Below are 16,354 nucleotides of genomic sequence, written 5' to 3'. Positions count from 1 at the left end.
CTTATTTATTACTCCGTTCTTTTTTCGCTATCCACTCGTCACGCCTGCGGCGGCACTCGTCCAGCGTTTTGGCTACCGTACTGAAAAGTTCCATATCGGTGTGGCGGTAGTCATATTGAAAATAAATCTGTCCCCTGAAAGCCCCTAAACAGCATTTCACGAACTTTTCTTCTCCCGGTGTTTGGGTAATGCTTACCCCGTTTTTGTTAAGTGACTGCATGATGTTCTATTTTTTATGGTTATAATATCAGTAAGAAAAGCAACGACAGGAAAAGCAGAGCCATGCCCAGCGCATAAACGGCTGAAAGGCAGACACGGAGCAGGAAACAGGCGGCACGAAATACGATATACGCCGTTATCGCCGTGCCTGCTCCGGCTACGCTGGCGAACCGCCATGCAAGGCAGAACAGCAACGCCCGCCAAAGGATTTTATAAATGCTTTTCCGTTTCATCGCTTGGTTGTTTTTAGCGGGCAGGGCTTTGAACCCCGCCCGAATTGGTATTCAGTTATGCCGCCCGGAACACAAAACCGTCATCGAACCAGTAATCGAACATAAACAAGTCACGGGCAAACCTTTGGTAATCAAAGTATGTTTCGGCGAAGTCGGGCAGTTCGTAGCACTCGGCGACTATTTGCGTGGCAAAGGTTTCTTCATCGTCATATTGTCCTATATACTCGTCTTGAAAGGCTTTTATCAAATCGTCCGCATCTTCCTCGCCCAAATCATGGCTTTTGTAGTTGCACCACACGAAAAAGGCTTCCTGCTCGGTGTCGCTCAAATCCTCCACCGCATCACGCAGGGAAAAGAAGTTTTCAGAAATCCAGCTTTCGCCGATTAAGCCCTCCGGCACGTTCTCCCAGTCCTGAAACATATATTCCGCATCTTCCTCGTCCTTGTGAAGTTCCCGGCAGGCTTCATAAAATTCTTCCTTGTCCGAATAGTCCGAAAGGTCGAGCCATGCGCCGGACAATGAACCGTTGTTGTACTTGGCATAAGTGCCTACATAAACTTTTGCTTCCGATAATACCTTTGCTTCCATATTGCTGTAATTTTTAAGTTTTTAATTTTATGCGGATTCGAGAGGTGAGGGAGTTGAAGTTTCACTGAACTTTTTTCCTGTTTCCCGTAAATCCGACTTTTTTTTTATGCGTCTTCCGGTCGGGTCGGTCGTTTTCGTTTCACATAGGCGTAAAAGGGTAGTGTTTAGAGTTTGCAAGGTTTTGGGCAAAAAATACCTCGCAAGGCAGGGAAGATTTTTTCGCCAAACCGGAACGGCTCGACCTTGCAAAATCGTGAAGAACACGTAACTACCTTTGCCTATTGAAATGATTAAAACGACCGTCCCGGCTGGGGGACTGCGTAAGAGGAAGATTTACAGATAGGGAAATTGGGGAAAAGTGCCTGTTCCCTTTAGTCTTTTAGGGAACACTCCATGCGGGCGGGAAAGGCAAGGGTATGGCAAGTTTACCTTGCGGTACGCTTGTGCGGGTTTCCAACGGCTCTTTTCACGAAATACAGTCAGCCATGCCACGCACGGCTGGCGTTTCGGGGAATGTGCCAGTGGAAAAGGGAATAAAAATGCGGGTAGTCGGTGGACTGCCCGCAAGGTGAAAGAATGTACTTTGTTGGGATATAGCTTGTTAGGTGGAATTTCGTTACCGAAATCGTTACCTGTTTTGTTACCAACGGTATATAGGTAACTGAAAATTCACATGGCGACTTCCTTGTAAATCTTCTCGATGCCGACAAACTTCTTGTCAAGCCCCTGCATATCACTGCCTATCTTGCTGTTAGTGATGCGGGCATAGATTTGGGTCGTTTCGATATTGGTGTGTCCCAACATCTTGGACACCGTTTCAATGGGTACGCCCTTTGACAACGTGGTAGTCGTTGCGAACGTGTGCCGAGCAAGGTGAAATGTCAAGTTCTTTTTAATACCGCACACATCGGCTATCTCTTTCAGGTACGCATTTAGTTTCTGATTACTGATTATGGGAAGTATCTTGCCATTCGGTAACTTGCCCTTGTACTTCTTCAAAATCATCTTGGGAATATCCAGCAGGGGAACATTAACGTCCGTATTCGTCTTTTGCCGCTTTGTCATTATCCAAAGGTTGCCGTCAAAGGATTTGCGAATGTTATCTTGTGTAAGCCCGGCTACATCTATATAGCAAGCCCGGTGAAGCAGGCAAAGATGAACAAGTCCCTGACGTGTTCCAGCCGCTCGGAAACCATTTTCTTTTTAAGGATAATTTTAATCTCGTCCTCTGTCAGATAACCCCTGTCCACTTTTTCCAGCCGGATTTTATAATTGGCGAACGGGTCGTTCACCAGTATACCGTTGTTGCGGGCAATGATGATGATACGCTTGAAGAACTGCATGAACTTGGCGGTAGTGTTGTAGCCGCACTTGCAGGCTGTACGCAAATACAACTCAAAATCGGTAATGAACATCGGGCTTATCTCCTTAATGGATATGTCCGATACGTTGTACTTACTGCGGATGAACTCGGCAAGGTGGCGGCGGGTCACTTCATACTTACGGTAGGTCGCTATCGTCTTGGATATGCCGACCAACTGCTTCACATCGTCATTGTGCTTTTGGAACAAGGTAAGGATTGTTTCGTGGCTCTCGCTATGACCTAAAAACTCGTTCTTCACTTTCTCGGCGGTCACGTAGTTGTCACGCCGCTGCATCTCATGGTAAATGGTATTCAGGGAAGAACGTATATCGTCCAAAAGGGCGTTTATCCTCCCGGCATCCCTGCCTTTGGCTTTGCCCGCAGCCGTGTTCCAGTTGTCGGGCTGGATGCTCTGTTTCGTGCTGAACTGGCAAAGTTTGCCGTCTATGGTGATGCGTGCCATAATCATAACCTCGCCGTTTTTCTTTTCAGAACCTTTCTTCAAATAAAAAAGAACCTTGAATGTCGATTTCATAACTCACTTTTTTTAGTTGCAAAATTAATTTTTACCTCTCGTTTTTGAGTTATGCAGACTATGGACTAATCAAGTCATTATCAGGTCATTTGAGGACAAATCGTTACCGTTTTTGTCCGGCGGGGAATAGGTAACGATTTAGTAACGAAACTTTGTCTTTTACCGTACTTTTGAAGTCTTGGAAGCCGGACTTTCGGGCAATAAAAAAAAGCCACAAATCATTGATTTGTAGCTTTTTGTCCGTTTACTGACCATTTCTGTCCAGTAAGTTCAGCGGAGAGACAGGGATTCGAACCCCGGGTGCCTCGCAGCACAACGGTTTTCAAGACCGCCGCAATCGACCACTCTGCCACCTCTCCTAAAACTTCCTTTTCGGGAAGTGCTTTTCCTCTTAAAGCGGTGCAAAGGTACAAATCATTTTTAATTCTGCAAACTTCCTTTCTCTTTTTTCATGAATTAATAGTACTTTTGCACCATGATATATCCGCAGAACTTTGAACAGAAAATAGGTTTCGACCAAATACGCCAATTGCTGAAAGAAAAATGCCTCAGTACACTTGGCGAAGAACGGGTGATGGACATGGCATTCTCCGACCACTTTGGAGAGGTGGAGGAGCGTTTGGACCAAGTCACTGAATTTGTACGCATACTCCAAGAAGAAGACAACTTCCCGGCACAATACTTTTTTGATGTACGTCCGTCACTGAAACGCATACGCGTGGAAGGCATGTATCTGGATGAACAAGAGCTCTTTGACCTACGCCGTTCACTGGAAACCATACGTGATATTGTACGCTTCCTACAGAAAAGCGATGATGATGAGGAAGAGGGCGATTCCCCCTACCCTTGTCTGAAAAGACTGGCGGGAGACATCACCGTTTTCCCACAGCTCATAGCAAAAATAAACGGCATCCTCTCTCCTTACGGAAAAATCAAGGACAATGCCTCTACAGAGTTGGCACGCATCCGCCGGGAACTGGCAAGTACTATGGGAAGCATCTCCCGCTCACTGAACAGTATTCTGCGAAATGCCCAGTCCGAGGGCGTTGTGGACAAAGACGTAACGCCTACCATGCGTGACGGTCGTCTGGTCATTCCCGTTGCACCGGCACTGAAACGGAAAATACGCGGTATTGTACACGACGAGTCGGCCAGTGGTAAAACCGTATTCATCGAGCCTGCCGAAGTAGTGGAAGCCAACAATCGCATACGAGAACTTGAAGGTGACGAACGCAGAGAAATTATCCGCATCCTGACGGACTTCTCCAACCAGTTGCGCCCCTCCATCCCCGACGTACTGCTATCATACGAGTTCCTTGCCGAAATAGACTTCATACGTGCCAAAGCATTGTTTGCCGAGCAAATATCCGGACTGAAACCGGCTCTCGAAAACAAGCAACTGCTGGACTGGACAATGGCGGTACACCCACTCTTGCAACTTTCTCTCGCCAAACATGGCAAAAAAGTAGTACCGCTTGACATCGAACTGAATGAAAAGCAACGTATCCTCATTATCTCCGGTCCGAACGCAGGCGGCAAGTCCGTCTGCCTAAAGACAGTAGGCTTATTACAATACATGCTGCAATCCGGACTACTCATCCCGATGCACGAACGCAGTCATGCCGGAATATTCAGCAGCATATTTATCGACATCGGTGACGAGCAGTCCATTGAAGATGATTTGAGTACCTACTCCTCCCACCTTACGAACATGAAAATCATGATGAAAAGCTGCAATGAACGGAGCCTCATCCTGATTGATGAATTCGGTGGTGGAACGGAACCCCAGATAGGAGGCGCCATCGCCGAAGCCGTATTGAAACGCTTCAACCAAAAACAGACGTTCGGTGTCATCACCACACACTATCAGAACCTGAAACATTTTGCCGAAGACCACGAAGGTGTAGTAAACGGCGCCATGCTCTATGACCGCCATCTGATGCAAGCACTGTTCCAGTTGCAGATAGGCAATCCTGGCAGTTCGTTCGCTGTAGAGATTGCCCGCAAGATAGGTCTGCCCGAAGATGTCATCGCCGATGCCTCGGAAATTGTGGGCAGTGAATACATCAATGCCGATAAGTACCTGCAAGACATTGTGCGCGACAAACGCTATTGGGAAGGCAAACGCCAGACAATACGCCAGCGTGAAAAGCACATGGAAGAGACCATCGAGCGCTATCAAACCGAAATCGAAGATTTGCAGAAATCCCGGAAGGAGATTCTGCGCAAAGCGAAGGAAGAAGTGGAGCAACTGATGCAGGAAGCCAATGCACGCATCGAGAACACCATACGCTCCATCAAAGAAGCCCAAGCAGAAAAAGAAAAAACACGCCAGGCCCGCCAGGAGTTGACGGACTTCCGTGAATCAATGGAAGCGCTTGCCAACAAGGAACTGGAAGAAAAAATCGCCCGCAAAATGGAAAAGCTGAAAGAGAAGCAGAACCGGAAAAAGGAAAAGAAAGCGGGCAAAGGAAAAGAAAACGGACTGTCTGCCCAGGCTTTGGCAGAACAGCAGGCGCGGAAAGAGGCAGAACGCCTTGCAGCCATCACCCCCGGCTGCAACGTCAGAATAAAGGGCCAGACCTCTGTGGGCGAAGTAATGGAAGTGAATGGCAAGAATGCTGTCATCGCGTTCGGCAGCATCAAGACTACCGTAAAGCTGGACAGGCTGGAACGTACCAACGCGCAGCCTAAACAAGCTGATGTGTCCACCAAAAGCACTTTCATCAGCGCCCAGACCCAGGACAGCATGTACGAGAAGAAACTGCATTTCAAGCAAGACATTGATGTCCGCGGCATGCGTGGCGATGAAGCCTTGCAAGCCGTTACCTATTTCATTGATGACGCCATCCTTGTCGGCATGTCACGCGTGCGTATCCTTCACGGAACGGGGACAGGCATCCTGCGCATGCTTATCCGTCAATATCTGGAAACTGTTCCCGGAGTACGCCACTTTGCCGACGAACATATACAGTTCGGCGGAGCAGGCATCACCGTTGTGGACTTGAGTTAATGGATAATCGACAGTTGATAATTGATAGTTAAAGCTAAATCATAAATCTGAAATATATGAAATCAATCAAAGAACTCTACCGTATCGGTACCGGTCCATCCAGCAGCCACACCATGGGACCGCGTAAGGCAGCTCAGATATTCCTGGAAAGGCATCCCGAAGCAGCCGCATTCCAAGTAACCCTATACGGAAGCCTCGCCGCTACCGGCAAGGGACACATGACCAATGTTGCCATCACCGAGACACTGCAACCCGCAGCACCGGTAGAAATAATCTGGGAACCCAAAATATTCCTGCCCTTCCATCCCAACGGCATGAAATTCGTCTCTTTGGACAGCGAAGGCAAGGAGACGGACCAATGGACCGTATTCAGTGTCGGCGGCGGTGCCCTGGCAGAAGAGAATGACGGAGCATCATCCGTAAACACCCCGGATGTATACGAAATGAACAGTATGACCGAAATACTGCAATGGTGTGAACGTACCGGAAAAAGTTACTGGGAGTACGTCAAGGAATGCGAGGAAAGTGACATTTGGGATTACCTGCAGGAGGTATGGAAAACCATGCAGGCTGCCGTAAAACGGGGATTGGATAGTGAAGGAGTCTTGCCCGGCCCTCTGAACCTGCGCCGAAAGGCTTCTACCTATTATATACGTGCCAGTGGCTACAAGGCTTCCCTCCAGTCGCGCGGACTGGTATTTGCCTATGCTTGGCAGTAAGTGAAGAAAATGCGTCAGGCGGGGTCATTGTCACTGCACCTACCTGCGGTTCGTGTGGCATTGTACCGGCAGTGCTCTATCATCTGCAAAAAAGCCGGGAGTTCAGCGACACACGCATACTCCGTGCCCTTGCCACAGCCGGACTGATAGGAAACATCGTGAAGACCAACGCTTCCATTTCGGGAGCGGAAGCCGGATGCCAGGCAGAGGTAGGCGTAGCATGTTCCATGGCATCAGCCGCAGCCAACCAATTGTTTGGAGGCAGTCCGGCACAAATAGAATATGCCGCCGAGATGGGATTGGAGCATCATTTGGGAATGACCTGCGACCCGGTTTGTGGGCTGGTACAAATCCCGTGCATCGAACGTAATGCCTACGCCGCCGCACGTGCCCTGGATGCAAACCTTTACTCCTCCTTCACCGACGGCATGCACCGCGTATCATTCGACAAGGTGGTGGAAGTCATGAAAGAAACCGGAAACGACCTGCCCTCCCTCTACAAAGAAACCAGCGAAGGAGGACTGGCGAAGGATTATAAGCCGATGTAGTAAAGGATTAAGGATGAAGGATTAGGGATTAGGGGTGTGCAATCATATTGAACCTTCATCCTTAATCCTTAACCCTTAATCCCTAATCCTTCATCCTTTTCCTTAATCAAGTTTTACCGGCCAATGCGTATCATCCTTATCACCGCTCACATCTTTTGTCTGCAGCAGGCCTCCTTCTTCCGAATAGAACAATTGATACTCTGCATTTCCCTTTTCAACTTCAATGACAAACTGCATAGGCACTACCGGATACTCCAAAAGAACAATCTCCTCTATCTTCCAACCGGCATACTCACTGGCGCTGAAAGAGGTCTGTACTGTTCCCGGAAGATTATTCCAAAGCAATTCGGTTTCCGTCAGTTGCCATTCCGCCTGATTATTGAACCATACATCCTTTTCCTGCCCATCCACTTTACAATCTGCAACGAAATAGCCCCCTTTCTGTTCCCATTCCACATGGATTGCGGAAGGGTATTTGGACTTCAATGCTTGTGACATTGCTTCGGGCACTTTGACATCATCCTTGTCGTCATCATCACTGCATGCACCAAGTGCCAAGGCGGCGATGAACATCATCGCCAACATTTGAATCTTCATTCTCATCATTTCTCTATAAAGTTTAGGTTAATAGTTACTGGAGAATCAATCGTCCATGCTGACGAACTTTCCCTTTTTGTTGAACTTCAAAGAGTAGTCATTACCCAATTCAATTTCCACACCGGTACGTCCGCGTTCGATTTTAGTAATAATCTCTCTCGGGAAGTTAGCCTTCACATACTCCTTTACCGGAACCGGAATCAATGCTTCGGGAACAGCGGACTTCTTGCAATCCACTTCCAACCAATTTCCTTTCTTGTCGAAGTCTATTTCCGTACGGTCTGTCAACAGCACTTCATATTTTTTAGTCTGCAATATTTCACTTTCAATCTTGATGTGTGAAATGTGCGGTTTCGAGAAATACTGGTTGATAAAATTGCGTGCCGTCAGCGGAAGCTGCTTGGTATCCTGAGTGATGACATCACCGGCAAAGGCAAACTGAACAGCTACAAGAGCCAACACAAGAATAGACAATACTTTCTTCATAATCGTTATTTTTTAATGTTACTAATAAATTTCATATTATTCACACTGCAAATAACGGTAGAGAATTAGGAAAGATTTGGGAATAACCGCAGTTAACAGTAAATTTTACTTTCTTTAACCAGACGGAAGGTATGCATACCGTCCTGCCATTCATACGTGAGCTTCAATGAAGACGACAACGCAATGGAACGCGCTATGGCAAGCCCCAGTCCGGTGGAGTCTTTCTTGCCATCCATGCCATGATAGAAACGCCGGAACAACTTCTCTCCATCCAAAGGAACATCACCCGTATTCTTTATGACCAGCGAAGTTGGAGTGGTAAGTACCTGCAACTCTCCCCCTTCCCTATTGTGCAGCAACGAATTCTTCACCAGATTGGAAACCAGTATTTGCGCCAGCGAATGGTTGCAACGGATGATAAAAGGCTGCTCCTCCCGTTTTCGTATCAGTCTCACCTGCTTATGTTCATAGATATCCATCAAGTCGGGCAAGAGTTCATCCAATATCTCATCCACCGAGACATCCTCCATCTCGGTATACTGCCCGTTCTCTATACGGGAAAGCAACAGCAGGGACTTGTTCAGTTTTACGGCACGCCCCAGCGTGGCATATATCTCGTCCAGCTGCTCCATTTGCTGTTCCGTCATCCCTTCACTCTCAGCCAGCAGTTCCACTTTTCCCCTCACGATGGCAAGCGGTGTCTGCAACTCATGCGAGGCATTCTCGATGAACTGCTTCTGCTCCTCGTATGCCTTGTAGCTGCGGTTACCCATATCCAATGCAGCATCGCTCAGCTGGCGGAACTCCCGTATCTTCGTCGGGTTGTCCAATGGAGGCACCTCCTTGCCGGGCTGAATGCAGTGCAGCCAGTCAAGCAACCTATGTAACGGACGGAACACTCCCTTCAGCACCAACTGGATGCCGATGGAAGTACAGATGAGAAACAACAGGAACAGCGCTCCCAGATACCAAAGCATAGCCTCCACCATGTCATCCCGCTCCAAAATGGAAATCATCAGTTTCAACTCATAATATTGCCCGTCGGGCATACGGAAAGCGGTACACATGACACGTACCGGTTCGTCTTCATCCTCCAGTTCGATATAAACCGTAGCATCATAGAACACTTGTCTGTAATGCCGCCCTTCCTCTTCGGATATAGGAGTGAACTTATAGAAAGACATCAACGAGCCTTCCGTTTCGAGTATCGAGGGGTCGTGAAGCGCACTCTCCATCAATATCTCACCGTAATTCTCCAACGTATCGTCCGTCTCATCCACCACCTCGTCAATGATTGCGTAATAGAACAGCACACCCCACACCGCCATCAACAGAAACAGCAGCAATGCAAGTTTGCGGTAGGTGTAGCTCAGCAGCTTCATAGTTCGGAGAGTTTGTAGCCGAATCCATAGACAGCCTTTAATTCTATGGTAGCCTCAGCTTGTTTCAATTTCTTACGCAGATTCTTCACTTGCGAGTAGATAAAATCCAACGAATCCGCCTGGTCTATATTGTCTCCCCACACCGACTCGGCAAGGCTCATTTTATTGATGACCCGGCCGGGGTTGACTACAAAATAATAAAGCAGGTCGAACTCCTTGCGGTTCAGCTGCAAGGGTTTTCCGTTTATCTCTACCTGCCGTTTGTCGGGGTAGAGCAAAAGATTTCCAAGGGTGACGGTCACATCTCCCTTCGCCTGCCGCCGACGTATCAATGACTTGACACGTGCATTGAGTTCTGCCAGATGGAAAGGCTTTGTAAGGTAATCGTCGGCTCCCAGTTCCAGCCCGTCCACCTTGTCGTCCAGCGAGTCTTTGGCCGAGATAATAAGCACACTGTCACTGCGGTGCAGCCGTTTCAGCTCACGCAGCAAGTCCAGACCGCTCCCGCCAGGCAACATGATATCCAGCAAAATGCAGTCGTAATCGTAGTCATTGATTTTATCCAATGCCGAAAAATAGTCGGCAGCGGTCTCTACAACAAACTTTTCTTTCAAGAGCGAAGTGCGGATGGTTTCCCGCAAATCTTGCTCATCTTCTACAATCAGGATTTTCATACCGGCAAAGATGGTCTGCAAAACTGGAAACAATCTGGAAAACTATCCACTAATCAATGCTGTCTGTCTGATAGTCCTCCATCAGTTCTTCTTTTGCCATGGAGATTTTCCCGTCAGCCGTAATGGTCAGTCTGATGGGAACATAAAGGTCGGATTGCGGATAGCAGACGCTCGCCGCGTATATGATTCCTTGCGGAGTGGTCTTGTCATAGACCAGCCCCTCAAGAATGGAGTACTTCATGAACTTGGCATCCACCAACGAAGCAAAATTATCTTTGGTGAACACTTTATCCACCACCTGCTTCCCGCCGCACGTGATGCGCAAGGTGATACGGTTATCCACAAATTTCTCCCCCTGCTCGTTTTTCACTATCGGCAGAGATTCATCCGGCCGGCGCACTACAGAAGACTGATACTCTTTTCCCTTATACGTAAAGGATGTTTTTACATCAGACACCTGCATGCGCTGTGGGCCGGCAATTTCTGTACTATCCTGCATCAATACCTGCGTACCGTCTTTCTTATTCTTGTCTTGCGACGAACAAGCAGTGAAGAAGATGACCGATGCACACACTAAAATATAGACTATATTCTTCATCGTTCTGTTTTTTAGTAGTTGACCGGACAAAAATAGTACAAATTGAATGCAATAGAAAATTTATTTTCTTTTAGATTCCATTTTTGCTTTTCTATCCTGCACTTTCTTGCTGTATGCAGCATATTGTTCTTCCGTCATAATCTTCTGGAGTTGTGAATCATAAGCAATACGGGCAGTCTTCATCTCTTCACGCTTCTTTTCCATCTCCGCTTTTTTCTGTGCGCGTTGCTCGTCTGTCAGCCGTTGGTGCCTATTTGCTTTCTGATGTTTGCGTGCTTTTGCATCGCACTTCTTGTCGCAACAGCAACAACAACCATTGTCACTTCCGCCTTTTCTCATATCTGCCCTGCGACTCACGGCATATCTTTCATTTTCTCGGTCAGCTCCAAGTTGGCTTCAAGCAGTTGCTTCTTCTGCGTATCGTTCAGGGAGTATTCCTTCACCATACGTTCTGTCATACGCTCGGCACGCACTTTCGGGTCGGGTCTCTTGCCATTGCGGTTTTCCTGCTGTTGTGCCATCGCCATGCCGCCCATCAGAAAGGCAGCCATTCCTATCAAAATAAATTTTTTCATAACTTCTTCTTTTTTTAAATGAATACTTGGTATCAGCTATACCTATCGTGTTGCAACGTATCTATGACAAAAACAAAAGCGGGAAGTTTAACCGCAACTTCCCGCTTTAACATAATAAATGAGGTTGAAAAGAATATTAAGGTTCGTCCAGATACTGTACGATAAGGCTCAGGCATAAAGGGATTGTTGCTCGCCGGTTTGGCAGACGTCGGGTTTCTTGAAAAGGCCGTAATACGCACTCATATATATTACCCATTGGCAGAATTAAATCATGCGGAAATACCGACAAACAGAACATTTTCCTACCTTCTCCCTATCCGCTCCCTACCTGCTCCCTATTTGGTCCGTCTACATATACACGGAGCAGATAGGGGGAAAACAGGAAACAAGCAGGGAGAAAACCGAAAAACAAAACAAAATGAAGTCTGTACATACCTCTAAAAGCAAGAAAATTCCCATAAAAAGCATATCTTTACACCGGAAATGAAACATATAAAAAATACACACCAAACTCACTTTAGAGCCATGAAGAAAATATATCCCAAAGAATGGTTGGAACTGCATCCGTACAAGCAGACAAACAGCGTTGACCAGTACTACGTCGGCATTGCAAACGAAATCCACAAAAGACTTTACTCTTCAACGATAGCCGACGCCTTCGAAGAAGAGGGAAACATACGCTATACAAGCCTTTGCCTCGCCGCATGGTTTGAGGACGTCATCTCCCAGACCGGCATCTGGCAGACATTCACTGCCGAGTGCCGGAAGCGATACGGGGCCTATCTGCCCTTCTACCCCATCAAAGGCGATTATTTTCCGGATGAAATTAATCTGGAGGACATACGCTTTCTGCTTTGGCACCATATACAATATCTGTGCCGGGGAATAAGCGCCATCAACCCCGAGAATCCCGGAATAGAGCAGACTGCACAAGAGATATACGGACTGCTTGCAGAGGAATACGAAACCGCTCCCGAAAATGAAAGGATGCAGGAATTTCTATACCACTCTGCCATGGGAGAAGAAGATTTCTTCCGCTACCGGGAGATACTGGATTGGTTTCACTACCAATGTTACTTCAACATCGAAAATGTCGCCCAATACCGGGACGAAGCTGAACGGTTGCTGGATGATGAAGAGATTACTCCCGAAATGGCAGAGACCCTCATATATGCCACACGCACCTCGCTGACGTTCAAAGGCCGCCGCAACCTGCTGTCACTGACCTCACCGGAATGGCTGGCTCTCATCAGCAAAGCCCATCCCGAACATCAGCTTTGGGGCAAGGTGAAGGCACGGGAAAACAGTTGCTATCTGCTGGAGAAAGAAGACGATGAATATCTGTACGTCAAAGATTTGTGTAGTGAAGACGAAGGCGAATTCAAGATAACCAAGAAGTCCTTGAACCTCTCGGCTATCCGTAGCAGAGAGGTAGGGAAAAGCACCCTTATCTGCGAACTGATTTATTTTGGCAACGCATGGTGGCAGTGCGGCATGCTTCTCGAAAACAAGTACGACCAGAAAATGGCGGAATATGTGGACGACTTGACGAAACAGAAAGAAAAGACGAATGAAAAGGCTGCATTCCATGATTTCATAAAAGCATCCGGCGGGAAATCTTTTGTATTCTGCCAATCGCAAGAGGAAATTTCTGATTTTCTGCTGAACAAGATGGGATACGGCTTGAAAGAAGACCTGGACATACCACGCATACATACAGAAACCGGAGCCATGCTGATGGCCAACCCGCACACCGGCCTACATATCCAATTCAAGCTGTGCGAATGCATCAAATCTCCGGACAACCCCAATTATAATAAGGAGGAAGCAGAGAAAAACGCCATTATGTTCATCGTCAACCCAGACATTATCCCTTACCAACTGAGTTGCATCCTGCAAGACGAAGGCATGCTTCCGGATGCTTATCTGAACAGTTTGCAAGGAAAAGAATACGGACAAGAGTTCATACGCAAGAATGCACACTTCCTGACTGATTATTTCCACTATCGGTGTCGGGAGAAGGACTTTGATTAGTTGAAAATGGGGGTGTGTCAAAATTCACCACAGATTACACGGATTAACACAGAATGGACTTAATCTACTGATAATCAAAGGATGCTTATCTGTGCAAATCTGTGTAATCTGTGGTGAATACCACTTTTAACACATTTCCAACTACCAATTATCATAGTGCTTTCCAGAACTTCTGGAAATCCTTATACCGTCCGTAGCACACTAACTGGTCGCCGGCTTGTATCTGGTCATTTTCCGGCAGTTCGTTCAGTACATTGTGTTCCACATACGAGATGCCCAGGCAATTCTTCAAAGTCTCGGCACGTTTCAAGGCGAGCATCTTCAGACCAAACTCCTTATCGAGATTCAATTCGTTGGCATAATAGCCAATGAACTTGTCCGGAACGGTGAACTTGACTACATAATAATCCGGTGCCACGCGGAAGGTCTCCATATCGGCACCGAATTCCAGTAACTGTACCAGTCCGCGTGCGGCATCCTCCTCGGGAGTAAGAATCCGTTCCAGCTCAAAGGCCTCGAGCACGGAACGGTGGACAGCGTCAATGGCGCGGGCATAGATATGCTGCACCTTCTTCTGCTTCAGCAAAGCCACTACACGGATGGATGCACCGAAATTCTCGCCGATGGCAACAATCACTACGTCCACACTGTTCAGCGGCAACACGGACAGCGCCTGTTCGTCCGTCGCATCGATGACAAAGGCTGTAGCAATCTTTTCCTTCAGACTGTCTACCCGACCGGCGCTCATGTCCGCACCTATCACTTCGTGCCCCAGTGCAGAAAGCTCTTCTGCCAGCACGTGACCATAATTCCCTAAACCGATAATAATATACTTCATCTTATTTAATTGATTATAATCTGACCACTTGGATACTGATACTTCGTATGCTTCTTCTGCTTGATGATGCCAAGCATCAGCGTAATTAGCCCCACACGCCCCACAAACATCAGCAACGACACCAGCAGCTTGCTGTCGTCCCCCAGCTGCGGGGTAAGGTTCAAACTGGACCCCACCGTGCTCAATGCCGACACACACTCGAAGGTAATGGCTAAAAGCGACGTACCCGGCTCCAGAATGCTAATGATGAAAACAAACAGCAACAAAATGCCGAACGACATCACCACCGTGGCATTGGAACGACGGATGGAATCGTGTGACAGCTCACGTCCAAACACCTCTACCCGCTCCGTGCCGCGCAACACAGCCACCAGATTCAGCACCACTACCGCAAAGGCATTTACCTTGATACCGCCTGCCGTAGACTGGGAACCGCCTCCCACCCACATCAGGAACAGATAAATAAGCAATGTCTGTACCCCCAAGCCGGCCAGGTCCACACTGGTAAAGCCTGCCGTACGGGGACACGTGGCATTGAAAAACGCCTGCGTCCATTTGTCTGCCACCGACATGCCGGCAAAGGCGGCATTCCACTCAAAGACAGCAATGCCCACCGTGCCCAGCACCAGCAGCAGGAAGGTGACTATCAGTACAATCTTTGTATTCAGGTTGTACAGATGGTAGAAACGCCTGCCGTCCCAATGCCACGTACGCAGGAAGTGCCACAGACGACGCAGATGGTAAAGAATAATATCCTTGAAGTTCACCAGGATGGGGAAACCGATGCCACCCAGAATAACCAACAGGGAAATATAGATGAAAAACGGATTGTGCCCCGTCATCACCAACGGATTACCCAGATTTCCGGGCAACGTGGAGAATCCCGCATTACAGAAAGCGGAAATGGCATGAAAAGCGGAAAAGGCCAGCTCTTCCTGAAGGTCCATCCCCATCGTCCCGTGAATGTCTCCCCAGATGGCAAGCATCCCTATTCCTTCAATCACCAGCGTAAAGGCCAGAATATAGACCAGGGTGGAGAGCAGGGAATTCAAGGAATTAGAACTCACCATGTCGCGCACCACCAACTGATTGTACAACGAGGTATTACCCATGAAGAACATGGCAAAGAAGCTCGTCAGTGTCATCACTCCCAGACCGCCTATCTGAATCAGCAGAATGATTACCACAAAACCGGTCGGGGTAAAAGTGGACGCCACATCGACAGACGTCAGCCCCGTGACGCACACCGCACTGGTGGATATGAACAGCGAGTCGACCCACGATATGCCGTTCACCGTGCAGCGTGGCAACATCAACAGCCCCGTGCCTATCATTATGATTATCAAAAAACTGGCAGCCAGGATAAGCGAAGTTCGTACGCCGCCCCAGCAACCGTACCAGCCCGTTGGAAAGGCTGAAAAAGGAAAACACCAGCAGCAGGACAAGGTGATAGGCCTTGCCATGCAGAAATTCCCAGAACTGCAAGATGGCGCCCTCCTCCTCCGGACGATGGAAAATGACCGGGATAAGGGTCAGATAGAGCAGAATGGTCAGTATCCAGGTGAGCTTACTGAACGTGCGCCGGGTATCCTTGTATTCCAGCAAAATGCGCAGAGTGACGTCTGCCAGGAAAACAATCCACACCCCATGATACAAGCGCTGGAGCTGATGCGCCTCGGCCTCGGAAATCGTAAAGCCATGCTCATAGACCACGCCGACAATCAGCAGGATGGAGGCCAAATAAGTGATGGAAGTCATTACTCCCACTGTCATCCGTACGTAAGGGTGAATCCATTTATTTTGATACAAAAGGAATTTATGATAAATCTTCATAAATGCATCGATTAATGAAACGCGGCAAACTTAGACAAATATACCTTGATATACAAAAAACAAAAGGAAAAAGAAATTGGTTCAAAAATAATAGCTACATTTGGGCATTGAATTATTA

At 47.7% G+C, this 16,354-nt stretch carries 11 protein-coding genes, 1 tRNA gene and 4 pseudogenes; 3 read left to right on the top strand and 13 right to left on the bottom strand.

From position 1 onward, the window contains the following. Position 1 precedes the first annotated feature (1 nt). The 5 genes and pseudogenes from JCM16496_RS08905 to JCM16496_RS08885 form a co-directional block, all read right to left on the bottom strand. A complete protein-coding gene (locus JCM16496_RS08905; protein ID WP_025833714.1) occupies positions 2–220 on the bottom strand; it encodes a DUF3873 domain-containing protein in 219 nt (72 codons plus the stop codon). A 19-nt stretch (positions 221–239) separates the two neighbouring features. Next, a complete protein-coding gene (locus JCM16496_RS08900; protein ID WP_025833712.1) occupies positions 240–452 on the bottom strand; it encodes a hypothetical protein in 213 nt (70 codons plus the stop codon). 55 nt (positions 453–507) lie between these two features. Then, positions 508–1,041: an antirestriction protein ArdA gene (locus tag JCM16496_RS08895; RefSeq protein WP_025833710.1), complete on the bottom strand. Its 534-nt coding sequence runs from the start codon at positions 1,039–1,041 to the stop codon at positions 508–510. 669 nt (positions 1,042–1,710) lie between these two features. Then, positions 1,711–2,939, bottom strand: a pseudogene (locus JCM16496_RS08890) (site-specific integrase). Positions 2,940–3,213: 274 nt separating this feature from the next. After that, a tRNA-Ser gene (locus JCM16496_RS08885) sits at positions 3,214–3,298 on the bottom strand. A gap of 116 nt (positions 3,299–3,414) precedes the next feature. On the opposite strand from JCM16496_RS08885, the gene JCM16496_RS08880 reads away from it, so the two are divergent. After that, positions 3,415–5,952 (top strand): endonuclease MutS2, encoded by a 2,538-nt coding sequence (locus JCM16496_RS08880; RefSeq protein WP_025833708.1) that lies wholly within the window; start codon positions 3,415–3,417, stop codon positions 5,950–5,952. Positions 5,953–6,008: 56 nt separating this feature from the next. Continuing rightward, positions 6,009–7,219, top strand: a pseudogene (locus tag JCM16496_RS08875) (L-serine ammonia-lyase). Between the two features lie 102 nt (positions 7,220–7,321). Here the strand turns inward: JCM16496_RS08875 and JCM16496_RS08870 are convergent. The 6 genes and pseudogenes from JCM16496_RS08870 to JCM16496_RS25265 all read right to left on the bottom strand — a co-directional run bounded on the left by JCM16496_RS08870 (position 7,322) and on the right by JCM16496_RS25265 (position 11,531). Further along, the gene (locus JCM16496_RS08870) at positions 7,322–7,825 is read right to left on the bottom strand and encodes a PepSY-like domain-containing protein (protein ID WP_025833707.1); all 504 of its coding nucleotides are present in this window, start codon (positions 7,823–7,825) and stop codon (positions 7,322–7,324) included. 36 nt (positions 7,826–7,861) lie between these two features. After that, entirely contained in the window at positions 7,862–8,302 is a 441-nt protein-coding gene (locus JCM16496_RS08865) for a PepSY-like domain-containing protein (protein WP_005831697.1), read from the bottom strand. Between the two features lie 92 nt (positions 8,303–8,394). Further along, positions 8,395–9,684: a sensor histidine kinase gene (locus JCM16496_RS08860; RefSeq protein WP_025833705.1), complete on the bottom strand. Its 1,290-nt coding sequence runs from the start codon at positions 9,682–9,684 to the stop codon at positions 8,395–8,397. Continuing rightward, on the bottom strand, positions 9,681–10,358 hold the full coding sequence (locus JCM16496_RS08855; protein ID WP_005832639.1) for a response regulator transcription factor: 678 nt from the start codon (positions 10,356–10,358) through the stop codon (positions 9,681–9,683). Before JCM16496_RS08855 ends, JCM16496_RS08860 begins: the two co-directional genes overlap by 4 nt. 49 nt (positions 10,359–10,407) lie before the next feature. After that, the gene (locus JCM16496_RS08850) at positions 10,408–10,956 is read right to left on the bottom strand and encodes a DUF4738 domain-containing protein (RefSeq protein WP_005831701.1); all 549 of its coding nucleotides are present in this window, start codon (positions 10,954–10,956) and stop codon (positions 10,408–10,410) included. 60 nt (positions 10,957–11,016) lie between these two features. Further along, positions 11,017–11,531 (bottom strand): annotated as a pseudogene (locus JCM16496_RS25265) (DUF4890 domain-containing protein). A gap of 525 nt (positions 11,532–12,056) precedes the next feature. On the opposite strand from JCM16496_RS25265, the gene JCM16496_RS08835 reads away from it, so the two are divergent. Next, the gene (locus tag JCM16496_RS08835; RefSeq protein ID WP_025833701.1) at positions 12,057–13,565 is read left to right on the top strand and encodes a DUF3843 family protein; all 1,509 of its coding nucleotides are present in this window, start codon (positions 12,057–12,059) and stop codon (positions 13,563–13,565) included. Positions 13,566–13,716: 151 nt separating this feature from the next. Here the strand turns inward: JCM16496_RS08835 and JCM16496_RS08830 are convergent, their stop codons facing one another. Further along, positions 13,717–14,403, bottom strand: a complete 687-nt coding sequence (locus tag JCM16496_RS08830; protein ID WP_025833699.1) for a potassium channel family protein — start codon at positions 14,401–14,403, stop codon at positions 13,717–13,719. A gap of 5 nt (positions 14,404–14,408) precedes the next feature. Further along, positions 14,409–16,236 (bottom strand): annotated as a pseudogene (locus JCM16496_RS08825) (TrkH family potassium uptake protein). Positions 16,237–16,354 lie beyond the last annotated feature (118 nt).

Source organism: Bacteroides rodentium JCM 16496, from assembly GCF_000614125.1.
Classification (GTDB): domain Bacteria; phylum Bacteroidota; class Bacteroidia; order Bacteroidales; family Bacteroidaceae; genus Bacteroides; species Bacteroides rodentium.
The sequence above is the reverse complement of the archived record's forward strand: the minus strand, read 5'-3'. Positions and strand labels throughout refer to the sequence as shown.